Origin of the sequence: uncultured Methanobrevibacter sp. (assembly GCF_937898925.1) — an archaeon.
Lineage (GTDB): Archaea > Methanobacteriota > Methanobacteria > Methanobacteriales > Methanobacteriaceae > Methanobrevibacter.
Map to the genome: position 1 here is coordinate 25114 of NZ_CALDKF010000105.1, position 16764 is coordinate 41877.

The 16764-nt window shown below is 31.1% G+C and carries 14 protein-coding genes; 12 read left to right on the forward strand and 2 right to left on the reverse strand.

All coding sequences use genetic code 11. The features are described from left to right. The first annotated feature begins 47 nt into the window (after positions 1-47). The 6 genes from Q0409_RS08400 to Q0409_RS08425 all read left to right on the forward strand — a co-directional run bounded on the left by Q0409_RS08400 (position 48) and on the right by Q0409_RS08425 (position 4647). The gene (locus tag Q0409_RS08400) at positions 48-1223 is read left to right on the forward strand and encodes a nickel-dependent hydrogenase large subunit (protein WP_298537000.1); all 1176 of its coding nucleotides are present in this window, start codon (positions 48-50) and stop codon (positions 1221-1223) included. Positions 1224-1328: 105 nt separating this feature from the next. Next, the gene (locus Q0409_RS08405) at positions 1329-2327 is read left to right on the forward strand and encodes a respiratory chain complex I subunit 1 family protein (RefSeq protein WP_298537003.1); all 999 of its coding nucleotides are present in this window, start codon (positions 1329-1331) and stop codon (positions 2325-2327) included. Between the two features lie 21 nt (positions 2328-2348). Further along, entirely contained in the window at positions 2349-2612 is a 264-nt protein-coding gene (gene ehbP, locus Q0409_RS08410) for an energy-converting hydrogenase B subunit EhbP (protein WP_298537006.1), read from the forward strand. 189 nt (positions 2613-2801) lie between these two features. Then, positions 2802-3461: a DUF5612 domain-containing protein gene (locus Q0409_RS08415; protein ID WP_298537009.1), complete on the forward strand. Its 660-nt coding sequence runs from the start codon at positions 2802-2804 to the stop codon at positions 3459-3461. Between the two features lie 152 nt (positions 3462-3613). Then, positions 3614-4327, forward strand: a complete 714-nt coding sequence (locus tag Q0409_RS08420; RefSeq protein WP_298537013.1) for an AzlC family ABC transporter permease — start codon at positions 3614-3616, stop codon at positions 4325-4327. Continuing rightward, on the forward strand, positions 4324-4647 hold the full coding sequence (locus Q0409_RS08425; protein ID WP_295605946.1) for an AzlD domain-containing protein: 324 nt from the start codon (positions 4324-4326) through the stop codon (positions 4645-4647). The genes Q0409_RS08420 and Q0409_RS08425 overlap by 4 nt, the downstream gene beginning before the upstream one ends. A 56-nt stretch (positions 4648-4703) precedes the next feature. On the opposite strand, the gene Q0409_RS08430 is transcribed toward Q0409_RS08425, so the two are convergent. Further along, positions 4704-5579, reverse strand: a complete 876-nt coding sequence (locus Q0409_RS08430) for a Dna2/Cas4 domain-containing protein (RefSeq protein ID WP_298537016.1) — start codon at positions 5577-5579, stop codon at positions 4704-4706. A 1129-nt stretch (positions 5580-6708) separates the two neighbouring features. Between Q0409_RS08430 and Q0409_RS08435 the strand changes: the two genes are divergently transcribed. Beyond that, positions 6709-9873: a hypothetical protein gene (locus tag Q0409_RS08435; protein ID WP_298537020.1), complete on the forward strand. Its 3165-nt coding sequence runs from the start codon at positions 6709-6711 to the stop codon at positions 9871-9873. Positions 9874-10244: 371 nt separating this feature from the next. On the opposite strand, the gene Q0409_RS08440 is transcribed toward Q0409_RS08435, so the two are convergent. Continuing rightward, positions 10245-11375 carry a DNA polymerase subunit beta gene (locus Q0409_RS08440; protein WP_298537024.1) on the reverse strand — a complete coding sequence of 377 codons (1131 nt, stop codon included), beginning with the start codon at positions 11373-11375 and terminating at the stop codon, positions 10245-10247. Between the two features lie 589 nt (positions 11376-11964). Here Q0409_RS08440 and Q0409_RS08445 point away from each other — a divergent pair. The 5 genes from Q0409_RS08445 to Q0409_RS08465 all read left to right on the forward strand — a co-directional run bounded on the left by Q0409_RS08445 (position 11965) and on the right by Q0409_RS08465 (position 16665). Then, positions 11965-12882: a CBS domain-containing protein gene (locus tag Q0409_RS08445; RefSeq protein ID WP_298537027.1), complete on the forward strand. Its 918-nt coding sequence runs from the start codon at positions 11965-11967 to the stop codon at positions 12880-12882. A 298-nt stretch (positions 12883-13180) separates the two neighbouring features. Then, a complete protein-coding gene (locus Q0409_RS08450; RefSeq protein ID WP_298537029.1) occupies positions 13181-13999 on the forward strand; it encodes an HPP family protein in 819 nt (272 codons plus the stop codon). 224 nt (positions 14000-14223) lie between these two features. Next, positions 14224-15048 (forward strand): prephenate dehydratase, encoded by an 825-nt coding sequence (gene pheA, locus Q0409_RS08455; protein WP_298537203.1) that lies wholly within the window; start codon positions 14224-14226, stop codon positions 15046-15048. Positions 15049-15307: 259 nt separating this feature from the next. Then, on the forward strand, positions 15308-16075 hold the full coding sequence (locus tag Q0409_RS08460; protein ID WP_298537032.1) for a hypothetical protein: 768 nt from the start codon (positions 15308-15310) through the stop codon (positions 16073-16075). 41 nt (positions 16076-16116) lie between these two features. Continuing rightward, the gene (locus tag Q0409_RS08465; protein WP_298537035.1) at positions 16117-16665 is read left to right on the forward strand and encodes a PsbP-related protein; all 549 of its coding nucleotides are present in this window, start codon (positions 16117-16119) and stop codon (positions 16663-16665) included. Positions 16666-16764 lie beyond the last annotated feature (99 nt).

Below are 16764 nucleotides of genomic sequence, written 5' to 3' on the forward strand. Positions count from 1 at the left end.
GTGGATTTAAGAGATTATTTTTATTTATTCATTAAAGGGATGATGAAATGGAAGAAAAGAAAGCTAAAAAGCAGGAAATCATAGAAACTGAGATTCAAATGGGTACAGTTCACCCTGCTGCTTTAGAACCTTATAGGGTTAGATTTTTCGTAGAAGATGAAATCATTAAGGATGCGGAAATCACAATTGGTGTAAACCACAGAGGTATTGAGCGTATTATGGAAGGTCTTCCAGTGGAAAAGGCAAATATGCTTACAGAAAAGATTTGTGGTATCTGTTCAAATGCACATACATGGAACTCTGTAAGAACTGCTGAGAAAGGTCTTGGAGTTGAAGTGCCTGACAGAGCTGTTTATATTCGTGTAATCGTTGGAGAGCTTGAAAGATTGCACAGTCACTTATTGTACTTAGGTCACGGTTGCGAAACCTTGGCTCATGAAACATTCTCCATGAGAGTTTTCTTCATTAGGGAAACCATTATGGAACTTTTGGGAATGATTGGAGGAAACCGTGTCCAATACGGCTGTTCAATCATCGGTGGTGTAAGGCCAAGATGTGAATTGGACGACAATAGAATCCGCAGGATATTGGATGGAATGGACTTGGTTGAAAAGAACGTTGCAGATTTTGCTGACAGATTCGTTCATGATTCAATTGTATTGTCAAGGATTACCGGTACAGGTTACATTCCACAGGAACAGGCTCTTAAGTTAGCGGTAACCGGCCCTACATTACGTGCTACCGGTGTTAAAAGGGACTTAAGAACAGACATGTATGAGTATGATAACTTTGATTATGACATTATCACTCAAGATACCTGTGATGTGAAAGCTCAGCTTCTTATGAGAGTCTTTGAAATATTTGAAGCAATCAAGATCATTCGCCAAGCCATTAGGGACTTGCCTGAAGGAAAGATCACGGACAGGTCTTGGGAAATGGTGGACACTGGCTTGATTGAAAGCTATATTGAAGTTCCAAGGGGAACATTGTATCACTCCTATGCAATTGAAGATGGAAGAGTGCGTCATTCTATAATTAGGACTCCTTCAATGAGTAATATTGGAGCTATGCAATACGCATGCATTGACAACCACATCACTGATGGTCAGTTATGTATTGTACAGTGCGACCCATGCTTTACTTGTTCTGATAGGGCAATAGAGGTTTATGATACAAACAATAACAAGTTGGATAAATCAATTTTGAAATCCAATATTCATTAGATTTAATTATAATTTGGGTCTAATTGATATCCAATATTCATTTAAAATTAAATTATTCAAATTTACGTTTAACGGTTAATTAAAAATTATTATGAGGAAAGAGAAATGGCTTATGAAATATCACTTATTTCAATTTTAGAGGTTATCCTAACACTTATCATAGCTTTGTTCATAGGTGTTTTGATTCCTGGAATTGAAAGGAAATATGTTCAAGCAAGGATTCAACAAAGAATCGGGCCTCCAGTTACAAGTCCTGGGCTATGGGCATCAATAAAGTTCCTGTTTAAGGAGAACATAAAACCTAACTCTCCAGCACCAGGATTATATAAGGCAATGCCTATCTTATGTTTCATTGCAGTGCTCGCAGTATTCTTGGCATTGATGCCTGAGAATTATCAATTCATGGCTTTTGCTAGCTTAATAGCTATTGTTGGATTCTTAAAAGTTGAAGAAATCGCTTATGTTTTAATGGGTTCCTTATCCAAATCAGTAATGAGCATTAACTTAAGGTTCCCAGACCATGCAAAAGGTGCTGAAAGACAAGGATTGCTTGTATCATCCATTGAAGACATCAGTTCAAACAGATCCCTTAGGATGATTATTTTCGGTTCATTCCCATTGTATTTGGCCTTATTCATACCTGCAGCATTATCCAAAAGCATTTACTTAGCTGACATTGTAGCTTATCAGCAAGCTAACGGACCGTTCCTATTCACTTTAGCAGGTATTATCGGAACTGTAGTGTTCTTTATTGGATACATGATTCTATTGAATGAATACCCATTCTCCTACATCAAGGCTAAATCCGATGTAATTGAAGGGCCATATATGGAACTTGCTTCAAAATACAGATCATTTGTTTACTTAACTAGAGGATTCCTGATATTCACTTTAGGTTTAATGTATTGTGTATTGTTCTTAGGTGTTTCACCGGAACTCTTCTCACTTAAATTCATTGTATGCATTATCATATCACTGTTGCTTCCGGTAATTATGGCAATCGTCAGTGCATTCTCTCCAATATTCACCAACAGGCAATTATATCCTACAATATTGGTGACTTCTGCACTTGGAGCTTTGGCTATGGTCATTGCATTATTCTAAATTTTAACGTGGTGATTTTATATGAAATTTGTAATCAGACCTTATCATATCATGAGTCTTGGAGGATACATTGTGGAATATGATTTCCCTTACAGGGATTTGATCATTGTAAATGAGACTCCAGAAGAGATCAAGTTTGAGATTCCAGTATTCGATGGATCTTACATTGAAGAGTATGAAAAGTTAGGTCTTAAGGTTATTCCTGTCAGCGAACATGACAGCTATTTAAATTTATATAAGAAAGCGCATGCTGAATTGGATGCGTTAAAGGCTAAATTGGATTAATTGGGGATAAACTTCATAATTTTCCTCATAAATAGAAGTCTTTAAAAAAAATTTTTATCTCCAATTAACCTTTTTAGCATTTTTAGATTTTTGAAAATATGTCTTGATTATTCAATTTTCAATTAATCTTTTTTGGATTTTTGATAATCTTTAAATAATTGAATATTTTAAGTATTATTAGGTAATATTATGAATAGTATTTCTTTAACAATTACAACTAAAGAAGAGAAAGGAGTTCTCGATGAGATAACCGATATTCTTTCAAGTCATGGAATCAATATATCCTATGTTCATCTATATGTAAATGATGATGTGGGAACATTGAATCTTGAGCTTGATCATGTTGAGAAACTCGATGAATTAATCGAAGACTTAGAGTCTAAGGAATTTATTTTAGATATTGAAATTCATGGTTCCTTAAATGACATTTTCGGTAAAAGGGTTCTTATTTTCGGTGGCGGAGCTCAAGTATCTCAAGTTGCAGTTGGAGCTATTACAGAGGCAGATAGACATAATATACGTGGAGAGCGTATAAGTGTGGATACTATTCCTTTAGTTGGCGAAGAGAATATTGCAGAGGCAGTAGATGCAGTAAACAGATTGCCTCGTGTTGGTGTGCTTGTTCTTGCAGGATCCTTGATGGGTGGTAAGATCACTGAAACTGTAAGAAAGTTAAAGGAAAAGCATGAGGGCTTGATTGTCATCACTTTGAATATGCCTGGAAGTGTAACAGATGAAGCTGATTTGATCGTTACAGATCCAATTCAAGCTGGTGTAATGGCAGTTATGGCAGTTGCAAGCACTGCAGTATTTGATGTAAAAAGATTAGCAAAGAATAATAAGTTCTAATTATTTTTCTTATTCTTCTCTAACATAAGATTTATTAGTCTATTTGACTAATATTATTCTATACTTTTATTTTTGATATTTTATCAGAATTCTTATTTTTTATTATATTTTATTTTATGGATGTGTTTTAAATTACTAGAAAGGAAAAGTTTATGCATGGTTTAAGGTTAGGTATTCCAATCACATTTGGATACATTCCAATGGGAATCGGATATGCCGCTTTAGCTATTAAGGCAGGTCTCACCCCATTTGAGACAGTTTCAATGTCTGTGCTCATTTATGCAGGTGCTGGACAGATCATGATAGCGACCATGTTGGCTCAAGGAGCTACTCTTTTCAATATTGTCTTGACTTCATTTGTGCTTAATTTCAGATATTTTGTAATGAACACATGCATTTACAATAAGGTTGATGACGCTTCCCTTGCTGTTAGAATACCCTCATCACACCTTGCTGTTGATGAAGCATTTGCAATGTTCATGCTAATGGAAGAGTCTTCAATATGGACTTATATTGGTCTTGCAGGAATTGCATGGATATCTTGGATTTTTGGAGCAATCATTGGTGTAATAGTCTTGAATGTGCTTCCTATAATTGTTGCAAACAGTTTCAATATTTCCTTATATGCTTTATTTGTGGCACTATTGGTTCCTGCAGTTAAGGAAAGCAAGGAATTGGCTATTTTAGTTGTAATAACCGCTATCTTAAATGTTGTATTGCAGTTTTTCATTGGAAATTGGTCATTGATTATAGCTATTCTTTTAGGTGCTCTCATTGGAATGTATATAGTTGATGATGATACTGTTTTAGGGGATGCCTATAAGACAGCTGATGAGAATTGCAGTAATAAGGAGGTACAACAATGAATATTACTTTACTCATTATTCTCTGTGCACTTGTTACCTTCATTCCAAGGGTAATTCCAGCAATCTTTATGGAAAGATTGAATTTCTCTCCTAAATTCGAGAAATTCTTGAATCTGATTCCATACACTGCACTTGCTGCACTTATTTGTCCGGGAGTATTGACTGTAGACCCTAACTTATGGTACATAGGTCTAATTGGAGCGGTAATTGCAGGTGGACTCGCATGGAAAAAGGTACCTCTTGGAGCTATTGTTATTTTAACTGTGATTGTTTTAGTTGCAGTTTACTTAATTGTACCCTTTTTCCCAGTTTTAATTTAATTCTTTTATTTTTTTTAAACAATTCTTTTTTTACTTTTTTAATTTAATTCCATTTTTTAGCTATTGTCACATAGTTCCTTATATTCACAGTTTTCACATTTCTTTAAATTGGTCTTTACTGTAGGTATTTCACCGTTTTCAACTATCTTGTTCACACTGGTCAAGACTTTAAAAAAGCTTTTTCTTGCATCTGTATCTATTATTACAGCTCTTCGATCAGCTATTTTCAAGTAATCAATGTATGCCACTGTAACATATGTGTTGAATTCCTGTTCTATTAGAAGCGCATTAGCTATTGCTTCCATGAAATCACCATCCCAAACTCCATTTATTGGAGGATTTGATGATTTTAGTGATATTGGGAAGTAATTTCCCTTTTCTACTTCAATCTTATCGATAACTCCAATTAGATCTAAACCGATATCTCTTATTAGATAGTTATACATGCTGATTGGGAAAAACAGGTTTTGGATTTCACTTCCATCCTTATCAAGAACCTTCATTGATTGTGATACTTTTAGAGAAAGTATTTTGATATTTAGGTTTATTTCATTGATTAGTTCTTTTTTTAGTTCCTTTAGATTATCGTTCTCATCATCTTTCTTTTCTTCATCAATGAATTCTATATCCTCATCCTTTTTTAAATTGCTTTCATCTATTTCCTCTTTATCATTTATCTCTTCTATAATTTCAAATGTTGTTTTAACCTGATTGCTTATTCCAATTGAAAGTCTCTTTTCTATCTCATTCTCATCCATATCCTTCTTAATGTGTCTTAAGTTTTTATGAAGAATGTCTTGTATGTCTATTCTAAGATCCTTTAATGTTTTTGAGATAAAATAATCCTCTTCCACATCTTCATCAATATTGCTTTGGAAATACAATTTCAAAGGACAAAACATATAACTTTTGATTGTAGATACACTTATCATATTTTTAACTCCATATTATTTCTGTGGATTAGTCTTTGTTTTTCATATAATAAATAATATGCAGTTATTTTTGATTATAATTTGTTAAAAATAGTTTATTTTATTAAATAATTATAATTTTTTATTTTTATTGGAATTTAAGAGTTTTAAATCAATTTTTATATTAGGTTGTAAAATTGATTTTAGCTTGTAATTTTTCATACATTTTAATTATAAAAACGATTGATTAAAATGATGGTTGTTAACTGAACACTATTAATTTTAATTCGTTTTTTAAAAATAGTTTAATTTATATTAAAATTATAAAAATAGTTTTGAATGTAGATAGATAAATTTAATTAAAAATAGTAAATAATAAAAAAATAAAAAAGAAATCCAGTTAAACTGGACTTTCTCTTAATTTTGGATAGAAAAGTGCACTGGTATGTGAGGAAATATTCCAAAAATAGAACTGGTGTCAGTAATTTTATTGATGAATAGAAAAAAGTTTCAAAAGAGCAAGAAAGATAAGCTTCATAAATATTCAATATAATAACCACTCTTCATATATCCGAACTGCATCTGAATTGTAGTCCTCTCGGTTTGATTGCAATCGTACAATATCCCTACAGTTGTGCACTTGTTTGACATACAATACTAGAACATCATGAAGGATTGATGAAATCTATGGAAGAAGTTTTAAAAGATTTCTGCGTGTCATACCTGTTATTCACAACATCCAAGAATATTGGACATCGTAGGGGGTATTGGAAGATTAAAGCTTGAAAACGAGATAGACAAGATGGTTGGGCTACCAATTATTAATGGAAGAATTTGTACAGTCTACGTTCTAGACAATAGGATTAGAAATGTACCCGTTTATTTTTTTGACATTAATTATATAACTTCTAAAAATAAAAAGGCAAGGTTGTAAAAATGAAAATAAAAAAATGTTTGTGAATCTATGGGACAATCAAATGGACATAGGAAGTACAAATTCTCACAGGAGTACATAGACATTCAAAAAGAGATGAAGAGGATAGGATTAAGGAAATAAATATAGTTTATATTTTTTTTATTATCCAATCAAAAATTTTATATTCTTTTTGATATATAATATAATTATTATTAAATTATATAGGTTGTAAAAATGGTAAAGGGAATAAAAAAAATAAGTTTTCTTGTACTACTAGTATTAATTACTTGTTTATGTTTGGGTTGTGTTTCTGCTACAGAAGATTCAGATTTAACAGTTTCAAGTATAGATGATAATCTAATTGACACTATAAGTGAAGAAAACTTAATTAATGAGGAAAGCACTTCTGAAGATGTTTTTTATTCTTCAGAAAATTCATATAATGAGGATTCTGATTCAAATTATATAATTGATTCTGAAAATCCTAATGAAGATTGTGAAAGTGAAATAAATTCTGAAAAAACACTTGGCGCAAGTAATACACAATCCGTTTCAACTTTTGATCAGTTAGAAGAAGCAATATCAAATGGAGGAAATATTACTTTAGCAAGCAATATTAATTTTGGTACTAATTACATAAATATAACAGTTGCTGGTACAGTATTAGATGGTAATAATAAACTCATTACTGGATCTTCTTCAACTAAATCTTGCATTTATGTTTCTGCTAGAGATGTAACTATAAAAAATATAAAAATTCAAAAAAATAAGGCAGGTGCCATATATTGGAATGGTAACAATGGAGTTTTAACCGGAAGCACATTTAATAACAACAGTGCAGAACATAATGGAGGGGCTGTTTTTTGGAATGGTGCAAATGGAAAAATGAATAGTTGCACATTCAATGGTAATAATGTTAATCTCACATATAATTATGATAATTTGGCTCAAGGTGGTGCTGTTTATTGGAATGGTTCTAATGGAAATATGAGTAAGTGTAAATTTGTAAGCAATTATGTATATTCTAATTTATCAAATGTTAAGGTTTATGGTGGTGCTGTTTTTTGGAATGGAGTTAAAGGTATAATATCTAATGGTACCTTTAATAATAATTATGTTCAAGTCATAACCAATACATCTAATTCAACTGCAGGGGCAGTTTATTGGAAAGGAAATAATGGTAGAATTGAAAATTATACTTTTTCTGGAAATACTAGATCATATGTAATCAGAACTTCTAGATATTCATCCAATAGTTCTGTTTATTGGGACGAAGGTGCAGTGAATGGTACTTTTGGTGTAGTAATAAATCAAACTTTTAATGAAATAACTTTGTCTCATATTTCAAATCTTAAAAACATTACTAACATAACTATAAATGGCACCTCTTTCAAAGCAGGCTATAAAGGCGCTTTTGACATAAGCAATCTGACAAAAGTAGGGGAATATATATTGACATCCCAATATTCAACTTCTGATTTTTATAATCTATTAATTAATCAAAAGTTTTCAATAACTGAAAATGTCAATATAATCCCAAAAAACATTTCTTATGGTAATAATGCATCAATTACTCTGAAATTTAGAGAAAAGATTAATAAAACAGTTTACACATATCTTAACAGCAACATATATTCCGTAAATGTAATTAATGGTACTGGTACTTTATCAGTTCCTCTATTAGATGTTGGAACTTACAATATTAAAGTAAGCGGATATACTCACAATAATAAATCATTTGTAGTTTCCACATCAAATATAACTGTCTCTCCTAGGAATATTACATTTGGTTCTGTAGAGACTATTCAAATTTCAACCACTGATAAAAATATACCTTATTTAGTTTTATTAGTTAATAATGTGAAGTATAATGTGTCCATGTATCAAGGATCAGGTTCTATAAATATTTTCAATTTAACTCCAAATAAGTATTCCATTACCTTTGAAAATATTAACTATCCTAATTATCAGGTCATAGGACCTACTTCATTTGTAGTTTCTAAAGCAAACCCTAATCTATATCTTTATTCAATTGACAATCAGACTTATGGTGAAAAAACTGTCGTTAAATTTAAAATGAATTCAACTATCAATGATAGTGTCACAGTTAAAATAGGTAATGATACTTTTGATGCAATAGTTAAAGATGGGATTTGCGATTTCATCGTTCCAAAAATATTAAATGTAGGAAATTATACTGCATATGTTAATTTTTTAGGAAATGAATATTTTAATAGTTCTAGTAAATCTACTATATTTAACATAACTAAAGATACTCTATCCATATCATTTGATAAATCTAATATTGTATATTTAGATAAGGTTAATATTATTCTTTCTAAAAAGATTAATGGAACTGTTAGTTTTTTAATTAATGGTGCAACATATATTATTAAAATTACTGACGGTAAAGGTGCTTTACCTTCCTTTAATGCTGGACAATATAACATTATTGTGTCTGATGCAACAAATTATACTGTAAATTATCTTAACGATAAATTAACAATATCTCCTCAAAATTATAACTTTATTGAAAGCGTATTCACTGTTAATAAAATTAACACAAAAGTTAGTTTTGTTATAGAATATGATAAGAATTATGATATAATTAATGTATGGTTGTCAGATGCAAAAAATAATAAATTAAGCAGTAGATGGGTTTATGTGACTGATGAAAGAGATGGATGGTCTCATAAGCTATACACTGGTTTTGATGGTAGCGATTATAAAAACATCACAAAACTTATTATGGGAAACCACCCAATCACTGTAAGATATGATGGAGATGAGAATCATAATAGTGTTTCAACAACCTTTGAAGTCACAGTAAATAAGCTTAAGACAATTATGGTTGATAATAAACTTACTTATTATGTAGGAGTTAAAAACAAGTATTTAAAAATAACTCTAAAAGATCAAAATCAAAAGATCATTAAAAATCAGAAAGTAACACTTACAGTAAACAAAAAATCTTACACTGCTACTACTGATAAAAATGGTGTGGCTACATTTAAGAACTTCAATATTCAAAAAGCAGGAACTTATAAAGCTACAGTAAAATATGCTGGAATTTACAATTATTATGGAACTTCCTTGAGCACAAAAATTGTAGTTTATAAAAAAGCTTCTACTTTGACTGTTCCTAAGAAGACCTTCAAAAAAGCAGTTAAAACCAAAAAAATAACTGTTACCTTAAAGTCTGGAAAAACAGTTCTTAAAAAGAAAGTAATTAAAGTCACTGTAAATAAAAAAACATATAAGGTTAAAACTAACAATAAAGGAGTTGCTACTGTAAAACTTAAATTAACCAAAAAAGGAACTTATACAGTTGTAACTAAGTTTGCAGGAGACAGTACTTATAAAGCAGCTACTCGAAAATCTAAAGTAGTAATTAAATAGTCATTTTATGGCTATTTTTTATTTTTTTATAATTTTTCTATTTCTAATTTTTCTGCTATGTTAGTTGGAAGGAAACGAAGGAAATCTTGTAAAGTGATTCTCTCAATTAAACATAGGAGAAATATTCTATTTTTTTTTACTTGTGATATATACATAAAGAAGCTAAAAATATAACATGGATGAAGTATTCTGTAAATTAATTGTGGGCACGAATAAAATACATGTAAAGATAGCAAATATTATTTAAAAATATTAAAAAATAAAATTAAGATAAGTGTACTGGTATCATAACAAAACTATTTTTTTTAAAAAATTTAAAAAAACAAAAAAAATAAAATTAATACTTATGAGTTGATAAGTATTAAAAATCATTAATTTCTTGTATGGTCCACAATCGGACTTTCTCTTAACTTAATATACTCATTTAAAGATTCTCTAGTAGTTCCAACAAGAATTCTATACTTTTCAAACTCTCCGTTCTTAAGCACTTTTTCTATTTTTCCTCTTGCAACCACTTCTTCGCCGTCTATGACTTCTCCAGCATAGGTGTGGGTAAGTGAAGCTAACTCTGATATTTCAATATCTGGTCCTTCTAGGATTTCAACATCTTCTATTGTGTATACTGCAGGATTGTCAAAAGCTCCTAATGCACTCTTTATTGTGCAGTTTACTTTCGCAAATCCTTCTGGTTCGTATACGGTATCTCCCCAGGTTCCTTCAATCTCATCATAGTTTCTAGTAGCTAGGATGTCGAATAATGTTTCTCTAATGAGTCCTCTATTGCTTTTACGTTCTTCATACCAAGCGAACTCCTCTTTAGTTAGGCTGTCGTCTTTTATTCTCTTATCATATACAAAGTCCCAGAAATCATCATTGATTCTGTTAAGTGTGATTGATTTGTCTAATTCCTCTATGAAAACAGCTTTGTCCTTGTTATCCTTGTATGCCTTGATTGCATTTCTATGGTTTTCAAGGCCGTAGACTACAAAGTCAAGGTCTGAAGTTCCTGCCTTTTGAAGTCCTGGCAAGATTGATCCTGAGATTCCAAGGTCATCATAGCTGATTCCTGCTACATAATGGAAAAAGTCTGATAAGTCAAATAATTTGCTTAAGAGCTCTTCTTTATAGTCAAGCTCTTCACCATTTGCCACTTTAGTGTTGATTTCGTCATAATAAGTTTCTCTAAGACCTTTCAATCTTTCTTCAGGTTTTATGATTCTTTCAACCTTATCTATAGGAACTCCCATCATTTCAACGTTTGTAACGTCACAGAAGTATAAGTAATCTGGGTGATTTTCTCTTAAATATGCATAAGCTTCTTCAGATCCAACTTTGGAATATCTGATTCCATCCTTTTCCCTGTCTCCATTCTCATCTGGAATGTATCTTAAAAAGCAGATAATCCTATCTTCAGGGTGAATGTAATTGGTTGAAGCAAATAATAATCCATCTGTACTTATAATAAAGTCTCTTGTCCTAACAGTTTTTTCGATTTTATCCATTTTAATCACAATTTTGATTTAATAAGCATTATTTATAATATACTATTTACTATATTCTCTTATTATTAATTAAGTTTTATATTTTTATTTTTTCTATTTTTATGAACTCATTTTTCAATAGTTTTTAATTTAATAAAAATAAAATAGGTAATTTTTTGAGCTAAAATTTCAATAGTTTTTTAGGTATATAAAAATTAAATCGATAATAATATTAACTATCAAAACCTAACTAATATTGTAGTTAGTTCTATGTCATTTTTTCAAATTTTGTATTTGAATTTCTAGAAAGCTTTTAGCAATAAAAAGCTTGAATGAAGGAAATAATGGCATACGTGAACTTCCAACAAATCCATAATTTCAAAAATAGATTATGAATCGTTAATTATTGTAACGGCTTAATTATAGACTTTATTTCCATATTATTAAATTGGATGTGAATCTAAAAGTTTTTTAGACTCTTATGAATCTAACAGTAAGCAATTGGATTTGTCATCTGGTTAATAATATTTCCCAGAGTTCTATAACTTGATTGTTATGATATGATTTGTAATTTAGACCTGGAAGAATTATTAAATCCGGAGGTGTCGTAATGAAAGACAAAAACACTAAAAACTTGAGAAAATCTATGAATCGTGGTTCTGTAGAACATGAAACAAAAGTAGCTGATAATGAGGGCGAAATCATGACTCTTGCTAAAAAAGATGTCATTAGCATTCCTCCAACCAAGACCATTAAGGAAGCTGCTGAAATGATGATAGAACATGGATTCAGAAGATTACCAGTAACCCATCCTGGCTCAAATAAACTTTTGGGTATTGTAACTGCTATGGATATTCTTGACTTCCTTGGTGGAGGAAGCAAATTTGATATAATAGAAAAGAAACATGATGACAACTTCTTGGCAGCAATCAATGATCATGTAAAAGAGATTATGACAAGAGATGTTATTTCTATCAGTCCTAAATATTCTATTAGAGAAAGTGTGGATGTAATGACCAAAAACGGCATTGGATCCTTGCCTATTGTAGATAAAGAAGAAAAGTTAGTGGGAATAGTCACTGAAAGAGATTTCGCATTAGCGCTTGCAGGCTCATTGACCAATGAAACTGTAGGTGACATCATGATTAAGGATGTTATCACTACCACTCCTGGAACTCCTATTGAAAGCTGTTCCAAAATCATGGTAAGAAACAACTTAAGAAGAATTCCTGTTGTTGAAGAAGAGAAATTAATAGGAATTGTTACTTCAACCGATATCTTAAGATTCTTCGGTGATAAAGAAATGTTTGCTTCTATGACCTCTAATAGTGGTTTAGATGTTTTAAAAAGAAAAATTTCTGAAATCATTAAACCAAACATATTAGTAACTGAATCTACTGTTAGATTAGGGGACTTATGTGAATTATTAGCTGAAAAGAACATTGGTGGTGTTCCTGTAGTTGATGATAATCAACTTGTAGGAATTGTCACTGAAAGAGATATTTTAAATACAGTTCTTAAAGAATAATTAGATTTTATTTCTATTTGGATTATTAAGCAATTCCTAAAAAATAATTAGATTTTATTTCTATTGGATTATTTAGCAATTCCTTAAAAATAATCCATTTATTTCTTTAAGATTATGTGATTGCTCTTCTTATGAAGACCAATCAGGTAGCTATTGTTGAACTTTTAAGAGATAGCTATTGGTAGGTTAGTTTATATCTTTGATTAGATACGCTATAGATTATTTAAATCCAAATCGAATCAATTCATTTGGATTCTTTCTAATAGCTATTTCATTGGATTTTATCGTTGGTGTTATTATGAAAATCAAAAATATAATGTCTGAAAATGTGGTATCTATTGATAAGAATTTAAACATATGTGATTGTCTAAGGATGATGTATAAGGATAACTTATCTAGAATACCAGTCACCAGTACCAATGAAAATAAAAAAGTTTTAGTCGGAATTATCTCAGAAAAAGATATAGCTAATAAGTTAGGCTCCGCTAAATATGGTAATATGGCTCCTTCACATTTCCATGTATCTACTGTAATGGTCAAAGACTTGATTACAGTTGATGAGGATGATGATGTGACTGAAGTGGCAAAAATCTTGATTGAAAAGAACATTGGTGCCATTCCAGTTTTATCTGATGGTGAAATGGTTGGAATCGTAACTAAATCTGATTTCATATATTTATGCAAAGCAAAAGCATATGAAAAGATTTCAGTTAAGGATATTATGACAACAGATATTATTTCAATATCTGCAGATGATCGTTTAGTTCATGCAAGAAAAGTTATAATGGACTCAGGTGTCGGACGTTTATTACTCACTGAAGACAATGAACTTGCAGGAATTATTACTTCAAAAGACATTGCAAAAGCATTTGTTTCATTCAGGAAACACACTCCTGACAAGTATCAAGCTTCTCAGATCAAGGAGTTGATTGCAGGAGATTACATGTCCCCAAATGTGGAAACAATCTCACAATATGCAACAATTCCACAGCTTGCTGATGCAATGTTGGAAACTGGTTATAATGGTTACCCTGTAGTTGATGATGAAGATCAAATTATAGGAATAGTAACTCAATCAGATTTGCTAAAATTGATTTATGAAATTGAAACTCAATAGGGACTATTTCAAGGTTGATTTTAGTTTTAAGCATAAGATTTTCTTATGCTTTATTTTTCTTTTTTTCTATTTTTCATGCTTTTTAATCATTTTCATCGAATTTTAATACTATTTTTCTAATTTACTTGATTTATTTAAGTTATTTTTACCCATTGCTTTTTATACTATGATTAATATATAAGAAATAGGAATAAAGAATAAGTATTTTCAGGAGATTTTTTATGATAAAGGATAAAGTTGCATTTTTAGGACCTCAAGGAACATTCTCTCACGAAGCTGCTTCATTGGTCAGTGACAATTTGATTTCCTACTGTTCAATACAGCAGGTGATGGGTGCAGTTGAAAGTGGGGAATGCGTATGTGGCATTGTGCCAATTGAAAATTCAATAGAAGGTCCAGTTAGCTTGACTTTAGATTCATTGATTCATAATTTTGACTTGAAGATTAAAAATGAGATTGTCATTCCAATCAACCATAACCTATTGGCTGCTAAGGAAATGACTGTAGATGAAGTGGAAAATGTTTATTCACATTCACAGGCATTAGGTCAATGCCAGCCTTATTTGGAAAGGCATGGAATCACTGCACATTATACCTTAAGCACTGCAGCAGCAGCTAAAAGGGTTGCAGAAACCGGTGAGGATGCAGCTATTGGAACATTGAAGGCAGCGGAATTGTATGGATTGAAGGTTATTGACACAAACATTCAAGAGAATTTCAACAACGAAACCCGTTTTGTTGTTTTGGACAATGAGGATTCTCCGATAACTGGAAATGACAAGACTTCAATTTCATTTTCATTGTTTGAGGATAGGCCAGGGGGGCTTTACGAACTTTTAGCTCTCTTTGCTGAGAATGATGTCAACTTGACTAAAATTGAATCCAGACCTTCTAAAGAGGGATTAGGTCATTACATCTTTTTCATAGACCTTGAAGGACATAGGTTGGATGATGATATCGCGCATATTCTAAAACATTTGGAGGATAACACTTCATTCTTTAAGATTTTAGGATCTTATCCTATATTCAGTGAAGATTTATTCAAATAATCTTCTATAAAATCTATTTTTTCATTAGAATTTTTTTTCAAACTTCAATAATTTCTAAAACTCTATTTTTATTCATTCAAATTTTTTTAAACTTCAATAATTCTACAATATTTTTTCTAATTTTTTAACTTTTCATTTAGTATAATTTATTAAATATAAAATTCATATATTAATAATATATAAATATATAAAAATGATAAAAGTTTGATATTTTTAATATATAGTATTAATTTATTCAATCGATATTAGGAGGAGAAGTATGAATCCAGATAGGAAAAAGCTTATGCAGATTTTACATAATCTTGAAAGGGATTATGAAGCTGGTTTGATTTCTGAAGAGAAATACCTTTATTTGTCTGACCAGTATAGGCATAAGATTGAAACTATTGAAGTTAGTGATAGAATTCGTGCGATGCAAGGAAAAGAAGAAACTCCTTCCTCAATCAAGCCAAGATATGATGATTCTCAAAAGTATCGGGAAGAAAAGGAAAAGCTAGTTCGCAAGTATATCCATAATCCTGAAACTTATACAGTATCAAAAAAAGAAGAGGAGTCTTCAAGTACCAGTCCATGGTATATTGCATTGGCAGTTGTATTTTTGCTTGTAGCATTTGGTGCAGGAATAACTTTTGGAATGTCCAGCATCGGTTTAGGTGGTGATGTTGGAGACATGCTATCTACCGGTGCAACTATTAATGACACTGCTTTTCCTGAAGTTAAGGTAAACAAGTCCCTCAGTTACAATTATACAAAATCTTACTCAAATACCACCTCATATGGTTCTTCAGATGATTCAAGTTCATCTTCAAGCAGCGACTCTGGTTCTTCCAGTTCATCAAGTTCTGGTAGCAGTTCTAGTGGAGATTATTCTGGTGGAAGTTCATCCAGTGGTGGTTCTTCTGGTGGAAGTTCTGATAGTGGTTCTGGAGGTGGCTCTTCCAGTGGAGGATCTTCTGGTGGTTCATCTGGCGGAGGTTCTTCCGGCGGTGGTTCTTCTGGTGGTAGTTCTGGAGGAACTGAAGAGTAAGTTTATAGATGGTGCTATTATTATTTTTTTGGAGATATAGTATGAAAAAAATTATTGGTATCGGATTAGTGTTAATTTTATTGATTGTAGGTGTTTCATTTTTTATAAATAATCCTATCAACACAGGTAATGGAGATGAGCTTTCACAGCAATCAGTGGATTATTCTGAAAATGGAATATCATTATCAATGCCTGGGAATTGGGTTTCTGCAAAATCCAACTCTAATGATACAGTTTTAGCTGTTGCAGACCCTGATGCTAAGGATTCTGCAGGTTTTAATAGTATTAATGTGAATATTCAAAAGAAATCAAATGCAAGATCTTTACAATCTGAATTCACTTCCAATTACAATACATTGGCCCGTAATTCTGATTTTAACATTTTGTTTATGGGTAATGTTTCCTTTAATGATCAAGCTGCTATGGAAGCGGATTACACTTCTGTAGTAAACAATCAAACTAAACAGCACAAGGCTATTTGGATTCCAAAAGGGTCTGACATTTATGTTATCTTGTGTTCTGCTCCGGAATCTGAATTCGAAAATATGGTCGGTACTTTTGATTTCATTATCAACAGTGTTAAATTATAATAGTGGTTTTTATAAATAAAATTCACTATTTTTATTTTTTTAGATTATTTATTATACAAGACTTTTAGATATTATTGTTACAATTTAGATTATTTATTA